Raw genomic sequence first — 19848 nt, 5'->3', positions numbered from 1 at the left:
TGAAATCATCTAACCATTAACTTTATTCAGGTCATCAATCTCTTATTTTTGAAAAATAAAATACTCGTACTCGACAGTTCATTCATTTTTTTCATATGCGTTTATATGGAATCTAGTTCCTGTGTTAAACTCTGATGGTTATAAAGTTTTAATCACGTTATTCAGTGTAGATGAATTAGAAAATAAAAGAAAAAAACACTTGATTGTAAAGCTAATACAAGCAATTAGTTTGTTATTGGTCATTGAAACAGTCATTAGTTGGTTTGTGTGAGGTGACTAAGTTGTTAGAACTAAATGATTACACATTGAAAATAAATAATAAATTACTTTTAGAACATACAAAAGTTTCATTTAGAAAAGGGGTGATTAATCATATCTTAGGGAAAAACGGTGTAGGGAAATCACAATTTGCTAAGGATTTATTGTTAAACCGAAGTGGTTTAATCCCTTCTGAAATAAGTAAAAATGTTACGATTATTTCAAGCTTTTCTAATGTCCCTAACGATTTAAAAGTCTGCGAATTATTTATTCTTCTAGAGAAAAGATTTGGTTTAGATTCAGTCGCACACTTGGCTCATTCTTTGCACGCTACAAATATTTCTAAAACTTCCTTAATTGGACAATTAAGTGATGGACAAAAACAAAAACTAAAATTACTTTCTTTTTTTCTGGAAGATAAATCAATTATTGTATTAGATGAAATTACCAACGCCTTAGATAAACAGACAATTAATGAAATCTATCTATTTCTACTTGCATATATAAAAAATCATCCTAAAAAAATTATTCTAAACATCACACACAATTTATCAGATTTAAAAAATTTAAAAGGCAACTATTACTTAATTGAAGATTTCAAAATGATTCGTTTTACTAATCAAACTGAAGTTATTCAGAAGTATATTGAGGGGTGAAATTTTGGAATTAAAAAAAACGATTTCCAACAAAATAATGATTATTTTAATTGCAATTATCGTTGCAATCTTTGCAATGGGATGGATTCTACCTATTGGCATCGATAAAGTAACTAGGTTAAGTTACCGAGAATACTTATTTAGTACATATACTGTATTTACACAATTTGGCTTTCTAATGTTTTCGTTTCTAGTCTCTTTCTTTATTAATAAAGAGTACTCAGGAAAAACAATTTTATTTTATCGTATGATGAATACCAATAGCCTTACTTTTTATATAAAAAAAGTTTTGACACTTACGGTAGAGACCCTAGGCAGTATTCTAGTTCTGTTATTTATCGTTTCCTTTATTTTTATGGATTTTTCTGTAATTCTGCAAATGTTTTTTTTATTATCGATGATTTCAATTCAGTATATTTTAATTGTTGCGTTGATCAGTTTTTTATCTGCTAACGTTCTTTTATCTATCGGTTTTAGCATACTCTATTGGATTACAACAGTACTTTTTGTTGCAATTGGTGGATTTTTACGTTTTTTTGCAATATTTGATGCTTCAAACGAATTATATCTAAACGTCCAGAATTTTTTAGAAGGCTCAGAAAACTCAATTAGTTTTGACCACAATTTATTGATTATCTTGTATATTATAGTTCTAACAGTCATCGCGCTGGCTATTGCAAGGGTAAATAATAAACGTTGGCTAAGACTAGGAGTATAAACGACACCCACTTCGCAGATAGGATTCATCTACTTATTCGAGACAATAGATTAAATCAAATACAACTAGTTGAAACTAAAAAAGTATCAATTTTGATACGCCCCAAACTGATATTTTTCTAAACTTTGGGGCGTGTAATCAAAATACAAGCTTCTTAGTGTGGCACTGGATATTTCAACGCATTTTTCTTCAACTTTTCTTCGATAATTTCGTCCAAATCAAACCCTAAATTATCAGCCATCATGTAGGAGTAAATGAGAACATCAGCCAATTCTTCTTTGATTCGTTCTTCTTGTTTGATGCCTTCTTCTGCTGTTTTCCATTGAAAAAGTTCTAACAATTCTGCTGCTTCTAAACAAATTGAGAGCGCCAAATCTTTTTCATTATGGTGGGGGCGCCAATTTCTTTCATCACGAAATTGATTAATTTTTGCCATTGTATCCATTTGTTCCCCTGCTTTCTTATTCATTTGATGGCAACTGAAACCCATCGAACGTTTCACCATCATAGTATTTTAATAACTGTTCTGTAGACAATAATGAGGAGGTTATTTCTTCCTCTTCAACAACTGCTTGATTCTCTTCTCTATACAACAAATAAGCCTGTAAAAGCTGTTGGTAAAGTTTTTTTCGTGAAGAGGCTTCCGCTGAAAGAAACGTTAATTCTTTTAAGTGTCCGCGATAGACAGGCAAATCATCAACGAATTCGATTGGTAATTCTACTACAGTTAACTGAAATTCTTCAAAGACTTCTTCGTACATCTGCCATTCCCTCTTTCTGTCGATATTGTTTTGGGGTCATGCCCATTTCTTCTTTAAAACGTTTATAAAAAAAGGCTTTGTCTTGATAGCCGATTCGTTCAACAATTGTTTGAATCGATAAATCTGTTTGCTTCAAGTAGTTTTTCGCCAATTGGATTCGGTAGGCTAAGACAATTTCCGTAAACGTTTTGTTTGTTTTTTCTTTTAAAAAATTCGATAAGTAATTCGGATGAAAATGAAATTTAGCGGCGACTTCTGCTAAAGTGACATGCGCAATCTGTTGCTCAATATACGCTAAAATCACCTCAACACGTTGATGATTCGACAAATAATTATCTTGCATCTTTAAAGCTTCTCTAGGCAGTTGACCTAGTTCCACCACTAGCAAAACAAAGGCCGCTTTGGTCACTTTATTATTAAAATAGGCCATTTTCACAATTTGTTTCAGCAATAATAGCGAATAGACATGAACATCCGAATTTGGCTGGCTGGCAAAAACGAAATATCGAGGAATGTTTTCAAATTCACTGCTAGCAATTTCTGTAAAAAAACGATACATGACTGGTTCTTCCGCCAGCTGATTTAAGAGCGTATCAAGAAAATAGTGCTTTTTAAAATAAAATATAATCATAGACATTCCTTGCCCCTGATAGCTAACCGAGGTGGCCTCATTGACAATCATGACTTGACCAGCCGAAAACGAACACCTTTGTTGATCCAAATAAGCATTGCCATCTTGCTCTAAACAATAGAGCATCCGAATAAATCCTTTCGGAACGTCAATGGTTTCCGAAGATGCCAACATAAAGCCCGCAATTTCTCGATGCGGATTTTCCTTAAATTGCGCTACTTCCTTTTCAAGAGCACTGGTAGTGGTTAAATAACAATCTAAGGTCTCTAAAAACTGATAAAATGCTGCATATTGTTCTTCTTTGCTTGCCAATTAATCACCTCATAATCCAACACTTTTTACTTTACTCCCTCTATTTTTTTCTTTGGCGTTTCCTTCTATACTAGATACATGGTAACACGAAAAAAGAGATTCAACAGTTTTTAGGAGGAATTTTTTATGAAAATTAGTTTTATTGGTGCTGGAAATATGGCATCCGCTATTGCCAAAGGTGCGCTAAAAAAGCAATTTATTGCCGCAGAAAACCTTTATTTTTATGATATTCAAGTCGAAAAAACCGCCGCTTTTGCACAAGAAATTGGTGCACACGCGGTTGCTTCACCACAAGAAGCCATTGCAGTAGCTGACTTAGTTATTTTAGCGGTGAAACCGCAATTCGTTCAAGCAGCTTTACTTGAAGCAAAAGAAGCAATTTTAGACAAGCAACCGTTAATTGTTTCCATTGCAGCAGGTACGACTATTGCAGAATTATATCAACTGTTTGAGACTACCCAACCGCTTCGTCTTGTTCGTGTGATGCCCAATATGAATGCATTAATTGGCGCAGGTGCAGCAGCTGTCTGTGGTAACGCTTTTGCATCCCCTGAAGACATCCAGACTGTTTTATCATTGTTTCGAGCAGTTGGCCAAGCTTGGGAATTAGAGGAACAGTATTTTTCGATTTTTACTGCTATTGCAGGTAGCACTCCTGCGTATGCTTTCTTATTTATTGATTCGATTGCCCGAGCAGCCGTTAAAAATGGTATGAACAAAGAGTTAGCCTTAGAAATTGCCACACAAGCTGTACTAGGCAGCGCTCAAACTTTGGCAAATAGCACAGAGAATCCTTGGACTTTAATCGACCAAGTCAGTTCCCCTGGTGGAACCACGGTTGCTGGGATTGTCGAATTAGAAAACAATGCGTTTATTTCAACAGTCATCAAAGGGATTGAGGCCACCATCCTTCGGGATCAAGAATTAGCCAAACAAGACTGAGAAGAATAGTTACATGAGCGAGTAAATAAGAAAAAGCGCTGAAAATTCAGCGCTTTTTCTTATTTTAGTTGAATGAGTAAGCCAAAATGATCACTGACTATCGGTGTTTTCCTACCATCAAAAATTACTTCATATTTTCGTACGTGCCACTGTTTTGGAACAAATGCGTAGTCAATCCGCAAGGCTGCTTCATTTTCTTCCCAGCCATCTATTTTTTTCTCTACTGTCGCTTCACCGCTTGTCTCTTCCGCTACAACAAATGCATCTTGAATCGGCAAGTAACTATTTTCCACTAATTGATAGCCAGTTGTACCAGCTGGGTTGTTTAAATCGCCTAAAATGACTAACGGTTGTTGCCCCATCGCTAAGTATTTCTCTAGTTGTAGCCATTCATAGGCAAAACCTGTACAGGGTGTTTCCCACCAAGAAAAGTGACCAGAGACAACAGTAAGCGTACCTTTTGAACTCTCTGTCTCCGCTACTAAGATTTTTCTTGTTCGATAATTCGTTGGTTCTTGGCTTTCTGAAATAAGGAGAGCTTCACTAGTCAACGGACATTTCGAAAGTAGTGCGTTCCCTTCTTCATAAATAGCATAACCAATGTGGCTCATTTCCCAACTCCAATAATAGTGTTGGCCTTTTTCAGCTAGATATTGAACGATTAGATATGCAAAATTATCTTCATGGATTGGCGTTTGGGTCGCTATGGGACAAAAAGTAGTTAACTGTTCTAACGGCACTTTCTTGGAAGCGACTTTCTGATTCACTTCTTGTAAGGCAATTATTTCACTTTCAGAAGATAAAATCACCTTGGCAATCTCCTCTAATTTTTTTAATGGTTCTTCTTCTAACCAGCTATGAGTATTGATTGTTAAAAGATTCATCTTTTCCCCTTCTCTTACATGTTATTAGGTCAGTGAGTGGGACAAAAATCACTTTGGATTTTTGCTTCACGCGCAAAACCTGATAAACGGCGGGAACAGAACCAACTCCTTCGGAAATAAGCCGAAATTATCCAAAAATTAAAAAGCAATTTCCGGAAATTCCTTCTTATTTCTCGGAGTTAAACGGTTCTGTCCCGACCTCATACCTAATCATTTAAATTTCAATCTGTCCGATCACAGTTCCCGCAGTGGTGGTTCCTAGTTGATTAATAACTACTTGTTCCACTTTGTCGCTGTTTGTAAAGGCGACAATAATCGTTGTTTCTTTGCCAGCTTGTTCAATCACATCCAAGTTCATTTTAGCTAGTTTCGTCCCAGCTTTCAATGATTGTCCTTCTTTAACAAAAGATTCAAAAGCAGGTGTTGCCATTTCAACTGTATCAATTCCCATATGGACAAGTACTTCGATGCCTTCTTCTGTTTGTAGCCCAATCGCATGTTTGCTTGGGAAAACACTTAGGACTTTCCCCGAAATTGGTGCCACCACCTCTCCTTCTAGAGGCTTAACTGCAAATCCATCCCCCATCATTTTTTGTGAAAAGACAGGATCATTGACTTGCGCCATTGGAATAACTTCCCCTGTCGCCACAGCCACGAAATCTTTTTTCTTGCCTAAGAAATTCGTTGTTGGCACTCCTGTTGTACTTTCTGCTATAACTGGTTCTGGAATGTCAACGCCGGAAGCTAGTAAATCTTCAATATCGGATTTTAAAACATCGGCTTTTGGTCCATAAACGGCTTGAACGCCATTATCTTTCACAATCAAGCCCATTGCGCCTGCCCGTTTCCACGCCTCTTCCGAACCGACTTTTTCTCGATCCTTTACACTGACACGTAAGCGTGTCATACACGCATCAACTTCTTTGATATTTTGTTTACCACCAAGTAAGTAGACAATTTGCGCGATTTGCTGATCGACGACGCCTGAACCAGCCGCGCCAGATGCGATTTCTTCGCCGTTATCATTGTCGTAGTTTCCATTTCTTCCAGGTGTTGCGTAATTAAATTTTTTAATTAAGAAATTCGCTAAGAAATAAGTGACAACACCAAAAATGATAACCATTAAAACAAAATTGATTAAATCGCCACCTAAACCAGCTTTTATTGCTAGCGGTGTTCTTGTTAACAATTCAATATTTCCAAACGAATGCACACGCAATGGTAAAATATCAGCCATTGCAAAAGCAGCACCTTGGATTACGGCATAAATCACATAAAGCGGCACTGCAGCAAACATAAACATGAATTCTAGCGGCTCTGTCACACCAGTTAAGAAAACAGCTAAAGCAGCAGAAAAATACATTGATTTATATTTAGCTTTTTTATCTGCATCGACATTACGATACATCGCCAAAGCCATCCCCATTAAAATCCCTGAAGAACCAATCATTTGGCCTACTTTGAATCGAGCTGGTGTCCAATTTTCTAAGACAAACTGATACTTGCTCATATCACCAGCGCCTTTAAGATTCACTAAGTCTGTTGCCCAAGCCAACCATAAAGGATCTTGACCAAAGACTTGGGTTCCAGCTTGTGCGCCAGATAAAATTTCATACGTTCCACCTAATTGTGTATAGTTGATTGGAATCGTCAACATATGATGTAACCCAAAAGGTAATAACAAACGTTCCAACGTTCCATATAAGAATGGCGCTAAAATAGGTGCACTGTCTTGAGATTGCGCAATCCATAACCCAAAATTATTAATTCCCGCTTGAATATTTGGCCAAATAAGTGCTAATGCAATTGAGACAATTGTTGACCATAAAATAACGACAAATGGGACAAACCGTTTACCATTAAAAAATGATAGCGCATCTGGTAATTTCCGATAATTGTAATACTTGTTGTAAGCCATCGCACCGACAAAACCAGCAATAATCCCTACAAAAACACCCATATTTAATGCCGGAGCTTCTAAGACACTTGTAAAGAATCCCTTCACCATAATCTTGGTGCCAAATAAGGTATGCGTGAAAGCTTGTTCATCTGCCAACATTTCATTTGTTACACCAAAAATGGCTCCAGTAATACGGTTGATTAAAACAAAAGAAATCCCCGCTGCAAATGCGCCACCTGCACGATCTTTGGCCCAACTGCCACCTATTGCTAACGCAAATAGTAAATGTAAGTTGCCAATAATTGCCCAACCGATACTCTCCAGAACTCCGCCTGTTGTTACTAACAAGCCTAAATTAGGATCGATTAAAGGAAGCGATTTCCCAATACTAATCATTAAACCCGCTGCGGGCATTACTGCCACAACGACCATTAAAGCTTTCCCGAATTTTTGCCAAAACTCAAAACTAAACATTTTTTTCATTCTTGCCACTCCTTACGCAATCGGTTTCGTTATGTTGCCATTATATACTCCTGTTTCCTTTTTGTAAATGCTTTAATTTCAAAAATATTGTGGAAAACAACTCCCTACTACTTAATCCTTTTTTATTTTGTCTTTTAATAAAGCAAATAAAGCTCCTTCTATCCTACCTTTGTTTCAGCTTTTATTCATAAGATTACACTTTTTAAGTATTGACTATTGACTAATGCAATCGGTTGCGTTTATGATAGACCTATCAATAAAATCACTGAGGGGGATTCTCATGAAACAAATCAAACGTTTATTCCAAATTGATCCTTGGAAAATCCGTACTACACACTTAGATAAAGAAAATTTACGTTTACAAGAATCATTAACAAGCATTGGCAACGGCTATATGGGGATGCGGGGAAATTTTGAAGAACACTATTCTGGCGACCACCATCAAGGAACCTATTTAGCAGGTGTTTGGTATCCAGACAAAACACGTGTTGGTTGGTGGAAAAATGGTTATCCTGAATATTTTGGTAAAGTGATTAACGCAATTAATTTCATCGCAATGGACTTACAAATTGATGGACAAACAATTGATTTAGCCACTACACCTTACGAAGATTTTTCTTTAGAATTAGACATGCAAAATGGGGTCCTTTCTCGGCAATTCACCATCCAAACACCGAAGAATAAAGTGCGCTTCTCTTTTGAACGTTTTTTAAGCTTAGAAAAAAAAGAAGCAGCTTACATCCACTTAACAATTGAAATGCTGGAAGGTACAGGCACAATCACTCTTCACTCAAAATTGGATGGCGATGTTCAAAATGAAGACAGCAATTATGAAGAACATTTTTGGGAAGAAATAGCTATTGAAACACAAGAAACACTTGGCTTTGTTACGACTAAGACCATTCCTAACAACTTTGAAATAGAGCGTTTCACAGTGACTGCAGGCATGCGCCATTTCATCGATGGAGCCGCTGTTGTGCCTACATATACACAACAGCCCTTGGCTTTAACCGCAGAATTGACGGTGTCTTTAAACGAAGGCGAAACGACCGCCATCACAAAAGAAGTGCTTGTCGTTACCAGTCGTGATGTGCCAGAAACGCAACAAATCACACGAGTAAACGAATTATTTGCAGAAATGACTACCTTGTACCCTGAAGCAAAAGCTGAGCAAGCTGCCGCTTGGGCAAAACGTTGGCAATTAGCTGATGTTGTTATTGAAGGAGATGACGAAGCCCAACAAGGCATCCGTTTTAATCTGTTCCAACTTTTCTCAACCTACTATGGTGAAGACGATCGTTTAAATATCGGACCAAAAGGCTTTACTGGCGAAAAATATGGTGGTGCCACATATTGGGATACTGAAGCATATGCTGTCCCACTTTACTTGGCGTTGGCTAAGCCCGAAGTTACTAAAAATCTACTGAAATATCGCCACAATCAATTGCCTCAAGCCATTCATAATGCCCAACAACAAGGGTTAAAGGGTGCGCTTTACCCAATGGTTACTTTTACTGGTGTCGAATGTCATAACGAATGGGAAATCACTTTTGAAGAGATTCACAGAAATGGTGCGATTGCTTATGCGATTTATAATTATGTCAACTATACAGGAGACGAAGACTATCTAAAAGATGCTGGTCTAGAAGTACTTGTGGCAATCGCTCGTTTTTGGGCAGATCGGGTCCACTTCTCCCAACGTCATAAACAATATATGATTCATGGCGTAACGGGGCCAAATGAATATGAAAATAATATCAACAATAACTGGTATACCAATACAATCGCTGCGTGGGTTCTACGTTACACCCGTGAGTCTTATTTAAAATTCCAAGAAGAAACAACGCTCAAAATTGCAGACGACGAATTAGCTAAATGGGCAGACATTGCAGAAAATATGTACTTCCCAGTGGATAACGAATTAGGCATTTTTGTACAACATGACACTTTCTTAGATAAAGATTTAATGCCTGTTTCTGATTTACCACTTAGTGAGCTACCTTTAAATCAACATTGGTCATGGGATAAAATTTTGCGGTCTTGTTTCATTAAACAAGCCGATGTTCTTCAAGGAATTTATTTCTTCAATGACGCCTTTTCTTTAGAAGAAAAACGCCGGAACTTTAACTTTTACGAACCAATGACTGTCCATGAATCTTCTCTTTCACCAAGCATTCATGCTGTGTTAGCTGCTGAATTAGGTATGGAAGAAAAAGCAGTGGAAATGTATCAACGAACAGCGCGCCTTGACTTAGATAATTACAATAATGATACAGAAGATGGCTTACACATTACCTCAATGACTGGTAGTTGGCTAGCGATTGTGCAAGGTTTTGCCCAAATGAAAACGGACCATCAACAACTAAAATTTGCACCCTTTTTACCAGCGACATGGACAGCCTACTCGTTCCACATTAATTATCGGAATCGTTTACTATTTGTTGAAGTTGCAGCAGACCAAGTGGCCTTCACTTTACTCGACGGCCCTGCAATTCCATTAACTGTTTACAATCAAGAATACACATTAAAAGATCGATTAGTTTTACCGATCAGAAAGGAAGAAGTTCATGTTTAAAGGCGTTTTGTTTGATTTAGATGGCGTTATTACTGATACAGCAGAATTTCATTACCACGCTTGGAAAAAATTAGGGAACGAAATTGGAATTTCCATTGACCGTGTTTTCAACGAACAATTGAAAGGTGTAATCCGTGAAGATTCTCTGCAGTTACTGTTAAAATACGGAAAAAAAGAAGGCACGTTTTCTTCTGAAGAATTTGCCCAGTTAGCGCAACGGAAAAACGATTATTACTTGGAAATGATCCAAGCAATTACGCCTGAAGATGTCTATCCAGGAATTCTTTCTTTATTAACGGAATTACGTGAAGCCAATATTAAAATCGCCTTGGCTTCTGCAAGTAAAAATGGGCCTTTCCTTTTAGAAAAAATGCAATTGACGCCCCTTTTTGATGCCATTGCTAATCCAGCAGACGTTCAGGCAGGCAAACCCGCTCCAGATATTTTCATTTTAGCTGCGAAAGAAATTGATTTGACACCAGCAGAATGTCTTGGCATTGAAGATGCCAAAGCTGGGATTCAAGCGATTCTTGCTAGTGGAGCGCAACCTGTTGGCGTTGGCCGCAAAGAAGAGTTAGGCGAAGGATTGCCCATCGTACCAGAGACGAGCGCTTTAACGTTTGATTACTTAAAAAAAGTGTGGCTTGATCATGAAGGATAATCGTATCACCGTAACCGATATTCCAAACACAAACTTAAAGAAAATTACTTTGAAGAACGACTTTTTAGAAGTCGTTCTTCTCAATTATGGCGCGCGCCTCCATCAACTTTTGATGCCAAACAAAAATAATCATTGGGAAAATATCCTTTTATCGTATGATTCGTATCAAGATGTATTAAAGGATCAAAGCTTTTTTGGCGCCACTGTTGGACCAGTTGCTGGACGCATTCGTAATGGCCATTGGCAAAATGGAATATTAGAACAAAATAGCGACGGTCATCATATCCATGGTGGCTCAAAGGGGTGGTCTTTTCAATATTGGACAGTCGAGCCCTTTGAAAAAAAAGATATCATTGGCGTTGCTTTTCATTTAACCGATACCATTTCTGGCTATCCTGGACCAATTGAGGCCACCATCACTTATCAGCTAGAGGATAATCATTTACGAATGATCAGTACTGGACGGAGTAAACAGGAAACACTTTTTAATCCTACAAACCACGCCTACTTTAATTTATCTGGCGATGGAAAGTTAGACATTCTGTCACATTTGCTATCTTTGAACTGTCAAGGTATGTTAGAATTAGACGATAATAAGCTGCCTACTGGACGGATTTTACCAGCTTCTGAACTATCCATACGTTTTAATGAACTGACACCTATCGAAACAATCCTCCAACGCTATCCAACCGGGTTAGATGATGTTTTCCCCTTAGTTGGCTCTGACTTAAGACAGCCACAATTATGCTTACAAGAACCTACTTCTGGAAGAAAAATGACGATAGCAACAACGAACCAAAGTATGGTATTATTTTCTACGACTGGTTTTGAGGCTCCATTTTCTATTAATGGACAAGCGATGCATTCAAACTATGGCTTAGCAATTGAACCACAAGAGTATCCAGACATTGTTCATCATCCTCAGTGGGGCTCTATTTTATTACCAGCTAATAAAAAGCAAACCTACCAAACGGTTTATCAATTTAACCTTCTATAATCACTAAGAAAGGCGTGGCAAAAATGGCAATTACAGTAAAAGATGTCGCTAAGAAAGCGGGGGTTGCAACTTCAACCGTTTCGCGTGTCATTAACGATCATCCAAGTATTTCTGAATCGACAAAAAAGAAAGTGCGAAAAGTCATGGATGACTTAGGCTATGTGCCAAATATGACGGCACGGAATTTGGGTAAACGAATTTCAAGTGCCATTGGCGTAATTTTACCTCCTTTAGATTCGAAAGAACGGTTAGGGAATCCATTTTATTTAGAAATTATGGAAGCCATCAACGAGGAAGCCCGTCTTTATGATATGACTACTGCTATTGCAACTGCCAAAAGTTTTGATGTACTATTGGAAAACGTTAAAAGAATGCATCTTCAAAAACAAGTGGACGGTTTTATTCTTGTGTATTCAGATAGTAAGGACCCCGTCATTGATTACTTATATGAAAACAACATTCCCTTTACTTTAATTGGTCAACCTTACCAACATGAAACGGAAATAGTTTACGTGGATAATGATAATCAATTATTAGGGAAACAAGCGACGGAATTTTTAATTGAAAACGGCCATAAAAATATTTTATTTGTGACCAATACAACGCATGAAAGTTTGTACTTTGAACGTTACTTTGGTTATCAAAAAGCAATGATGATGCAAGGATTAACTGTTTTACCAAGCGTTGCGTTAGAAAAACCTGAAGATTACATGGCTTTTGATGACATTCTTCATCAAAATAATGCCACGGCGTTGGTGGTGATTGATGATATCTTTGCTTTGCGGACGATGCAACTTGCGCAAATCTATGGTTATCAAGTTCCTGAAACGTTATCCATTATTAGTTTTAACAACTCAATCTTTTCAACATTGACACATCCTTATCTAACAAGCATTGACATCGACACGTCAGAATTAGGTCGAATGGCGATGAAAAAATTATATGAATTAATCCATGAAGAATTGACGAATGGTGTCCGTCTCGTTATTCCTCACAAATTAATTAAGCGTGAAACAGTTATTCCTATTCATTAAAAAAGAAGCGTAAGCAGTTTAACACTGCTTACGCTTCTTTCTATGTGTACGCTCTTATTCGTATGTATTACTTTTATAAAATAACTTTTTGCGAAATTTTTTTCCAAAACGTTTCTTCTTTTGCATCAAATTGAGCTGGTTCCCCGTCAGACAATTTTTCATTTAATAATGATAATTTTTCTTGATGTTTTGCATACTCATCTTTTTTTATTAGCTCTAAACGATACGCACGATCCAAGATCGACTCTCGATAGTTAACATTCATTTTCGTTGCCTTCGCCATTTCTTACATTCCTTCCCAAAATAAATTTTCATTTTTTCGTTAAATTCTTCTATAATTATAACAAAAATATCAGAAAAATAAATATGAAACAAACGATAATTGCGAAAATTTTGTTTTTTCATGCAATTATCGTTCGATTATTTAAGAAATTAAAATTATTAACCAATAATTAATCAATCAGCAAACGCATTAAATGAACATCTAAAAATTCACCTTGGTCTGTTTTGGCACCCCGAGGCATAATTGCCTCTGTTTCAAACCCTAATTTTTTATAGACATGAATCGCTCGTTGATTGCGATCCTGTACCGTTAATTCCAAGCGACGAATAACATGACTTTCATGCGCCCAGCGAATAAGTTCTTCCATTAGGATACTGCCTAGTCCATAGCCCCAGTATTCTTTTAAAATACTAATGCCAATTTCACCAATATGCTCCATCCGCTTTTTAGAAGAAGCAGACACAGAAGCGGTGCCAATGATCGCTTCTCCCGCTAATGCCACCAATAAAACATTATTTGGCGATTCATAGAGTGTTGCTAGATTTTCAGCCAATTCTGTTGTCGACATGGCCATTCCTCGCTCATCCATCACCAAATAGGGCGTTTCACTCCCAATTTTTGACATCACAGATAGTAATTGATCCGCATCAGTAGGCACTGCTTCTCGAATAGAAAATGTTTGTTCAGTCATATTCGCGAGCCTCCCACGTTTTCAGAATCTCTGCTATTCTTTCTTCTGCCAATGGACCAGTTCCGCGGAATTCAAGAACTCTCTTGTCCGCTTCTTGAGAATCTTTATTTAAAATAATTTCTAAATAATCTTCTGGCAATTCTTCTTCAATCAAGCTGCCCCATTCTACAACGGATAGCCCATCTCCTTCAAAATACTCATCTAACCCTAATTCATCCGCACCCTCTTCAACACGGTAAACATCCATATGGTATAACGGAAGTCGTCCTTGTGGATATTCGCGGATAATCGTATAGGTGGGACTTTTAATCATTTGGGAAATGCCTAATCCTAAAGCAATCCCTTTCGTCATTGTCGTCTTACCGGCCCCTAAATCACCAGTCAGGACAATTACATCACCAGCTTGTGCCTTTTGTCCAATGATTTTAGCAATTGCTTCTGTTTCCAATGGATTGTTCAGGACAATATTCATTTTTTTGCCTCCCATCTGCAAGAATCTATGTATGAAAGTATACCGAAAATTCAATAAGTTGACTAGTGGCAGCTTCAAAAAAATAAAGTTGAGGCCCAAGTGTCCTGGGAACCTCAACTTCTACTTTGCTTATTTATCATGCTTCGACATAGTTAATTAGTCGTTCATTAATGTTTGAGCAGCTGTAATGATTGATAATTTATAAACATCTTCTTCGTTTGCACCACGTGATAAATCAGAAACTGGTTTGTTCAATCCTTGTAAGATTGGGCCAATTGCTTCAAAGTTACCTAAACGTTGAGCAATTTTGTAGCCAATATTTCCTGATTGTAAATCTGGGAATACAAAGACTGTTGCTTCTCCAGCAACTTTTGAGTTGGGCGCTTTTAATTGTGCAACAGAAGATACATAAGAAGCATCAAATTGTAATTCACCATCAATCGCATATTCAGGTGCTAATTCTTGCGCAATTTTTGTAGCTTCAGCAACTTTTGTTACTTCTGGTGCTTTTGCAGAACCTTTTGTTGAAAAACTTAACAATGAAACTTTTGGTTCAATGTCAAATAATTCAGCTGTTTTGGCACTATCAACAGCAATTTCAGCTAATTCTTGTGCAGTTGGGTTCACGTTAATCGCGCAGTCTGAGAATAAATATCTTTCTTGGTCACGACCACGAATCATTAAGAAAGCACCACTTGTACGGCTCACGCCTGGTTTTGTTTTAATGATTTGTAACGCAGGGCGAACTGTATCACCTGTTGAGTGGATAGCACCACTAACCATACCATCAGCAATACCCATGTAAGTTAACATAGTACCGAAATAGTTGACATCTTTTAAGATTTTTTCAGCATCTTCTTTAGTAGCTTTTCCATTACGGCGTTCAACAAATGCTTCGACCATTTCATCCCATTTTTCATAATCATTTGGGTTGATAATAATAAAGTTTGATGTGTTGATTCCACGAGCCATAGCAGCATTTGCGATATCTGTTGGATCACCAATTAAGATTGGTTCTACTAATTCATCAGATTTTAAGCGGGCAGCAGCACCTAAGATTCTAGGATCTGTTGCTTCAGGGAAAACAATTTTGATATTACGGCGTACGACTTTAAATTTTAAGCTATCGAATAATTCCACGATAAACCCTCCAGTTTTATATTTACAAAATCCATCATACACTATTCTCAAAGAAAATAACAGTTTTTTCTAGCTGTATTAGTCAAAAAAAACCAATAATCCGATAAACTTTTCACAAACTAACTCATCTACACTATAACAGCATACACTGTTACATTACACTGTTTCAGGAAGTTGCCAATCAATCGGCGTTTCCCCTAAACGTTCTAGAGCGGCATTCGCTTGAGAAAACGGACGTGAGCCAAAAAAACCACGATGTGCTGACAATGGACTTGGATGTGGCGATTTGATAATCACATGCCGAGTCGTATCAATCATTTTAATTTTTTCTTGAGCTGGACGTCCCCATAAAATGAAAACAACGGGTTTTTCACGCTCATTCAACTTTTCGATAATGACATCTGTCAGTTGCTCCCACCCTTTACCTCGATGGGAATAGGCTTGACCTGCCCGAACGGTCAACACAGTATTTAATAACAACACGCCTTGTTTGGCCCAGCTTTCTAAAAAGCCATGGTTGACGGGTTGGTATCCTAAATCAGCTTGTAATTCTTTGTAAATATTCGCAAGAGATGGCGGCACTTTCACACCTGGCTGGACAGAGAAACTTAGTCCGTGTGCTTGATTGGGTCCATGATATGGATCTTGTCCCAAAATTACTACTTTTACTTCTTCAAAAGGGGTTAGTTCTAACGCTGAAAATAAATGATACATATCTGGATAAATCGTTTGTGTCTGATATTCTTTTTTCAAAAATTCCCGCAATTCTTGATAATACGGTTTTTCAAATTCAGCAGATAAAACGGTTTGCCAACTATTGTGAATAATTTCTTTCATAATGCTCACTCCTTCGCTCTCTAAGCATAACGAATTTCTCCAAACCTGACAAGAAATTTCTGGGTACTTTCTCTTGGAAAAACGTGGTAAACTATAGGTAAGCTTTAAATAGATAATGAGGTGTAGAGAATCGATGATTAAATTAATTGCTTCAGATATGGATGGAACACTTTTAGATGCAAAAATGAGCATCACAAATGATAACGCTTCAGCAATTCGCGAAGCGGAACGTTTAGGAATCGAATTTATGGTTGCTACTGGCCGCGCATATACCGAAGCGAAACCCGCGTTAGAAGAAGCTGGAATTGACTGCGCCATGATTACTTTAAACGGCGCCCAAGTGTTCGACAAAGATGGACACTCACTTTTCACGGCTGGGATCGAAAAAGAAACAGTAACAGAAGTACTAACTATTTTGAGTCAACACAATGTTTACTATGAAATCTCTACAAATAAAGGTATTTTTTCTGAACATCAAGAAAAAAGAATTGAAAACTTTGCCGCTCATATTGCAGAATCCATGCCCCATTTAACTTATAAAGTGGCGATCGCCATGGCTTCAGCACACCTATCTTTATTGCATATTACCTATGTTGATCGTTTAGACGACATTTTAAAAGATGATTCGATTGAAGTCCTTAAAATTATTGGCTTCAGTATGGATGGGCCGAAAGTATTAGGTCCTGCTGGGATGGAAGTAGAAGAACTAGATGATTTGGTTGTTACCTCTTCTGCGCTTAATAATATTGAAATTAACCACCGCCTAGCACAAAAAGGGATTGCGGTTGCGCGCGTCGCTAAAGAACGTGGGATTCCCGCTGAACAAGTCATGACTATTGGTGATAATTTAAATGACGTCAGCATGATTCAATGGGCTGGGGTAAGTTTTGCAATGGGCAACGCCGAACTGGAATTAAAAGAATATGCTAAATATGAAACAGCCACTAATTTAGAAAATGGTGTTGGCGAAGCCATCCTGCGTGCAATAAGAGAAGATTTGTAATAAGCACTACCAGTTACAGCACTCATTTATATATAGAAAGGAGATCGTGTCGTGTCTGAATTTTTTATTCAAGAACAACAGTTAGGAAAAGTTACGCGAACCATCGTGAAAGACCAAGCAGGCCGTTCACTTTTTCTATTGGTGGGGCGCTGGGGCACACGAGGAGATGCGCTTTCTTTATATGCAATGAACGGAGAAATTTTAGCCAGTATTAAACAAGTTTCTTGGACTTTTGGTACACGATTTGAGTTATATCAGCGTTTTGAAAAAGTGGGTACTCTACGAAAACTGTTCAATTTGAATGCTGATTTCTATTATGTTCAAGGCCTTCACTGGGCAGTTGTTGGGGATATCAAAGCGCACCAATATTCAATTTATCAAGTCCATAAAAAAATCATGTCAATGGATAAAACCATGCTTTGTACAGGCGACTATTTTGTTTTAACTGTTGCCAATGATGAGGACGCACCGTTGTGCATCTGCATAGCAGCTGTCCTTGACTACTGGTTATATAATAAGAAAAAACAAAAAACTTCCGATGATTTTGGATTAGATTTTGATCCTTTAACGGATTAATGAAAAATAACGAAGCTAAAGTGATTGACTTTAGCTTCGTTATTTTTACACTTCTTTTTGCATATGATTGTACAAGTGACCACTAATAGTCATTGTTGTGACATCTTTAAAGCCTTTGCTTGCGTATAACTTTCTCGCCCCTGGATTGTCAAAATCAACATTTAGACCCAAGGCTTGCTTCCCGCTAGCTTTGGCTACTTCAGGTAAAGCATCTAATAACTTAGAACCAATTCCCATTCCACGGAAACGTTCATCCACAGAGATCGTGTCTAAATACCATTCATTAGGCAAGGTTTCTTCTTCAATAAATAGCCGAACATCTTCTGCTAAGCCATGTTTTTTAAAGACTTCTCTTAAAGGTTCATCAATAATCTTTTCATCTTCTGCAGGATAGCCGACAGCAATCCCTGCAACTTCACCTGCATGTTCATAAACTAAAATTCGTTGATAGCCATAGCGATAGGTTGGATACGCCGTTGCCTCTGCTAATAGGTCAATCATTTGTTCTTCTGAGACTTCTTCTAAAATTGGTAACTCCATATCTTTTAAAATAACTAAGACCAGCCGAGCAATCGCTTTACCGTCTTCTTTTGTTGCCGAGCGAATCATTGTAATTCTCCTTTACATTTAACTAAAAAAGAACTGGCTACTATCATTACTGACTTAGCCAATTCCTTTTATCTTGTCTTTAGTATAACAAATTTATTATTGAATTTCTACTGTAACCTGACGTCGTCCCCAAAGACGGCATTGGTCTACTGAATCAAAATGAACATCAATAATATTTCCTTGAATAGCGCCACCTGTATCCCCAGCAATAGCAAAGCCATAACCAGAGACTTTCACTAATGAACCTAGAGGAATTACACTTGGATCGACTGCAACTACATTGCTTTCTTTACTTAAGTCAATACCAGTAGCACTTAGATTACTTGCACCAGCTTCGCGCCAAGAATAAGCAGTTGATTCCATCTGAAGCACACGACCAGAGCCAGTTCCTGGTGTTGATGATTCGCCTGTCGATGATTCTGTCGTTGATGACGATTCGGATGAACTAGCTGAACTTGAAGATTCAGTGCTACTGCTTTCCGTACTTGTTGAAGAGCTTGATGCTTGACTGCTTGACTCTTCAGCAGCTTCGGCTTCTAGTTTAGCCGCCGCATCTGCTTGCGCTTGTTTGTCGGCAGCTGCTTGTTTCTTCGCTGCTTCTGCTTTGGCAGTTTCTGCCGCACGTTTTTTCTGTGCCTCAGCTGCTGCTTTTTCGCTGACTAAGCGTTGTTGCTCTTTCTGTTTGTCTGTCGAAATTTGAGCCAATAATTCTTCATTATTCGCCATTTTTTCTTTTAACTCAGAGACTTTATTATTCATTGAAGAAGCTTCAACTTGTAATTTCTCTTCATTTTGTTTTAAAGTTGTTTGCGTATTTTCAACTTTTTCTTGTAATGCAGCTAACTTTTCTTTTTCGCTAGTTAAGCTTTCAATCTTTTCCCGTTCAAAGTTTTGTAAAACGGTCATGGCGTAGGCCCGATTAAAGAAATCTGATAAATTTTCTGCATCTAATAAGGCTTGCCAAGTACGTTGGTCGCCATTTAATTGAATATCCTTCATACGATCGCCAACAGCTTCTTTACGACGAGAAATATTTTTTTCTGTTTTTTCTATTTCCTCTTTCGAAGTTTTCAACGTATCTTCCGCTTTCGAAATTTGCGTTTTTAAACGTTCGATTTCCGCATATTTAGCATTTACATCGTCTAAGGCTGAATTGATTTCTTTACTAATTAACTCCCCAGATTGTTTCGCTTGCGCTTCTTTTTCTTGCAACGAATCAAGTGATTCTGCTGCCGCAGCGACTGGAAGTCCAAAATTGATAAGCATCATTGTTGTTAAAAATGGTATCAACTTTTTAACCTTCACTAAATCCAACACCTTTCCTAACTTATCTAAAACACCTACTCATTATACTAGTCAGGAGGGCTTGTTTTATTTCAATCATGTTACAATTTGTTACAATTTAAATGCAACTCTTTTTTTATC

The 19848-nt window shown here is 37.6% G+C and carries 21 protein-coding genes; 9 read left to right on the top strand and 12 right to left on the bottom strand.

Annotated features, from left to right (window positions below; translation table 11 throughout):
* Positions 1-272 precede the first annotated feature (272 nt).
* Positions 273-914: an ATP-binding cassette domain-containing protein gene (locus tag IGJ63_RS03415; RefSeq protein ID WP_002385078.1), complete on the top strand. Its 642-nt coding sequence runs from the start codon at positions 273-275 to the stop codon at positions 912-914.
* 37 nt (positions 915-951) lie between these two features.
* Positions 952-1632, top strand: coding sequence for a peptide ABC transporter permease (locus IGJ63_RS03410; protein WP_002401553.1), 681 nt, complete (start codon positions 952-954; stop codon positions 1630-1632).
* A 154-nt stretch (positions 1633-1786) separates the two neighbouring features.
* Here IGJ63_RS03410 and IGJ63_RS03405 read toward each other — a convergent pair whose 3' ends face one another.
* The 3 genes from IGJ63_RS03405 to IGJ63_RS03395 are packed head-to-tail and all read right to left on the bottom strand — an operon-like array spanning position 1787 to position 3336.
* On the bottom strand, positions 1787-2101 hold the full coding sequence (locus IGJ63_RS03405; protein WP_002370682.1) for a nucleotide pyrophosphohydrolase: 315 nt from the start codon (positions 2099-2101) through the stop codon (positions 1787-1789).
* Positions 2094-2393 (bottom strand): hypothetical protein, encoded by a 300-nt coding sequence (locus IGJ63_RS03400; RefSeq protein ID WP_002358867.1) that lies wholly within the window; start codon positions 2391-2393, stop codon positions 2094-2096. The genes IGJ63_RS03405 and IGJ63_RS03400 overlap by 8 nt, the downstream gene beginning before the upstream one ends.
* Entirely contained in the window at positions 2374-3336 is a 963-nt protein-coding gene (locus IGJ63_RS03395; RefSeq protein ID WP_002403726.1) for a helix-turn-helix domain-containing protein, read from the bottom strand. The genes IGJ63_RS03400 and IGJ63_RS03395 overlap by 20 nt, the downstream gene beginning before the upstream one ends.
* Positions 3337-3462: 126 nt before the next feature.
* Here IGJ63_RS03395 and proC point away from each other — a divergent pair, with 126 nt between their 5' ends.
* On the top strand, positions 3463-4278 hold the full coding sequence (gene proC / locus IGJ63_RS03390; RefSeq protein WP_002355848.1) for a pyrroline-5-carboxylate reductase: 816 nt from the start codon (positions 3463-3465) through the stop codon (positions 4276-4278).
* A gap of 59 nt (positions 4279-4337) precedes the next feature.
* Here proC and mapP read toward each other — a convergent pair whose 3' ends face one another.
* Complete coding sequence (gene mapP, locus IGJ63_RS03385; RefSeq protein ID WP_002358863.1) at positions 4338-5162, bottom strand: maltose 6'-phosphate phosphatase; 825 nt, start codon at positions 5160-5162, stop codon at positions 4338-4340.
* Positions 5163-5376: 214 nt separating this feature from the next.
* Positions 5377-7545 (bottom strand): PTS transporter subunit IIBC, encoded by a 2169-nt coding sequence (locus tag IGJ63_RS03380; RefSeq protein ID WP_002361387.1) that lies wholly within the window; start codon positions 7543-7545, stop codon positions 5377-5379.
* Positions 7546-7825: 280 nt separating this feature from the next.
* Between IGJ63_RS03380 and IGJ63_RS03375 the strand changes: the two genes are divergently transcribed.
* Genes IGJ63_RS03375 through bopD form a run of 4 tightly spaced genes read left to right on the top strand, consistent with a single transcriptional unit; the run spans position 7826 to position 12812 of the window.
* On the top strand, positions 7826-10120 hold the full coding sequence (locus IGJ63_RS03375; protein ID WP_438745936.1) for a glycoside hydrolase family 65 protein: 2295 nt from the start codon (positions 7826-7828) through the stop codon (positions 10118-10120).
* Positions 10113-10781 (top strand): beta-phosphoglucomutase, encoded by a 669-nt coding sequence (gene pgmB / locus IGJ63_RS03370; protein ID WP_438745934.1) that lies wholly within the window; start codon positions 10113-10115, stop codon positions 10779-10781. Before IGJ63_RS03375 ends, pgmB begins: the two co-directional genes overlap by 8 nt.
* Positions 10771-11778 carry an aldose epimerase family protein gene (locus IGJ63_RS03365; RefSeq protein WP_002378115.1) on the top strand — a complete coding sequence of 336 codons (1008 nt, stop codon included), beginning with the start codon at positions 10771-10773 and terminating at the stop codon, positions 11776-11778. The genes pgmB and IGJ63_RS03365 overlap by 11 nt, the downstream gene beginning before the upstream one ends.
* Positions 11779-11801: 23 nt before the next feature.
* Positions 11802-12812, top strand: coding sequence for a LacI family transcriptional regulator BopD (gene bopD / locus IGJ63_RS03360; protein WP_002358859.1), 1011 nt, complete (start codon positions 11802-11804; stop codon positions 12810-12812).
* A 73-nt stretch (positions 12813-12885) separates the two neighbouring features.
* On the opposite strand, the gene IGJ63_RS03355 is transcribed toward bopD, so the two are convergent.
* The 5 genes from IGJ63_RS03355 to IGJ63_RS03335 all read right to left on the bottom strand — a co-directional run bounded on the left by IGJ63_RS03355 (position 12886) and on the right by IGJ63_RS03335 (position 16235).
* A complete protein-coding gene (locus IGJ63_RS03355; RefSeq protein ID WP_002355840.1) occupies positions 12886-13095 on the bottom strand; it encodes a hypothetical protein in 210 nt (69 codons plus the stop codon).
* Positions 13096-13264: 169 nt separating this feature from the next.
* Positions 13265-13786: a GNAT family N-acetyltransferase gene (locus IGJ63_RS03350; protein WP_002366315.1), complete on the bottom strand. Its 522-nt coding sequence runs from the start codon at positions 13784-13786 to the stop codon at positions 13265-13267.
* On the bottom strand, positions 13779-14273 hold the full coding sequence (gene tsaE, locus IGJ63_RS03345) for a tRNA (adenosine(37)-N6)-threonylcarbamoyltransferase complex ATPase subunit type 1 TsaE (protein ID WP_002387026.1): 495 nt from the start codon (positions 14271-14273) through the stop codon (positions 13779-13781). The genes IGJ63_RS03350 and tsaE overlap by 8 nt, the downstream gene beginning before the upstream one ends.
* A gap of 141 nt (positions 14274-14414) precedes the next feature.
* Complete coding sequence (gene pta / locus IGJ63_RS03340; RefSeq protein ID WP_002355836.1) at positions 14415-15398, bottom strand: phosphate acetyltransferase; 984 nt, start codon at positions 15396-15398, stop codon at positions 14415-14417.
* A 156-nt stretch (positions 15399-15554) separates the two neighbouring features.
* The gene (locus IGJ63_RS03335; protein WP_002363309.1) at positions 15555-16235 is read right to left on the bottom strand and encodes a uracil-DNA glycosylase; all 681 of its coding nucleotides are present in this window, start codon (positions 16233-16235) and stop codon (positions 15555-15557) included.
* A 133-nt stretch (positions 16236-16368) separates the two neighbouring features.
* Here IGJ63_RS03335 and IGJ63_RS03330 point away from each other — a divergent pair, with 133 nt between their 5' ends.
* Both IGJ63_RS03330 and IGJ63_RS03325 read left to right on the top strand, forming a co-directional pair.
* Positions 16369-17238, top strand: coding sequence for a Cof-type HAD-IIB family hydrolase (locus IGJ63_RS03330; protein WP_002383369.1), 870 nt, complete (start codon positions 16369-16371; stop codon positions 17236-17238).
* 51 nt (positions 17239-17289) lie between these two features.
* Complete coding sequence (locus IGJ63_RS03325; RefSeq protein ID WP_002355833.1) at positions 17290-17814, top strand: LURP-one-related/scramblase family protein; 525 nt, start codon at positions 17290-17292, stop codon at positions 17812-17814.
* Positions 17815-17859: 45 nt separating this feature from the next.
* On the opposite strand, the gene IGJ63_RS03320 is transcribed toward IGJ63_RS03325, so the two are convergent.
* On the bottom strand, positions 17860-18423 hold the full coding sequence (locus IGJ63_RS03320; protein ID WP_002388935.1) for a GNAT family N-acetyltransferase: 564 nt from the start codon (positions 18421-18423) through the stop codon (positions 17860-17862).
* Positions 18424-18519: 96 nt separating this feature from the next.
* Positions 18520-19740 (bottom strand): 3D domain-containing protein, encoded by a 1221-nt coding sequence (locus tag IGJ63_RS03315; protein ID WP_002386187.1) that lies wholly within the window; start codon positions 19738-19740, stop codon positions 18520-18522.
* Positions 19741-19848 lie beyond the last annotated feature (108 nt).

The organism is Enterococcus sp. DIV1375a (genome assembly GCF_051712205.1).
Taxonomy (GTDB): domain Bacteria; phylum Bacillota; class Bacilli; order Lactobacillales; family Enterococcaceae; genus Enterococcus; species Enterococcus faecalis.
This window is presented reverse-complemented; position numbering and strand designations above follow the sequence as displayed.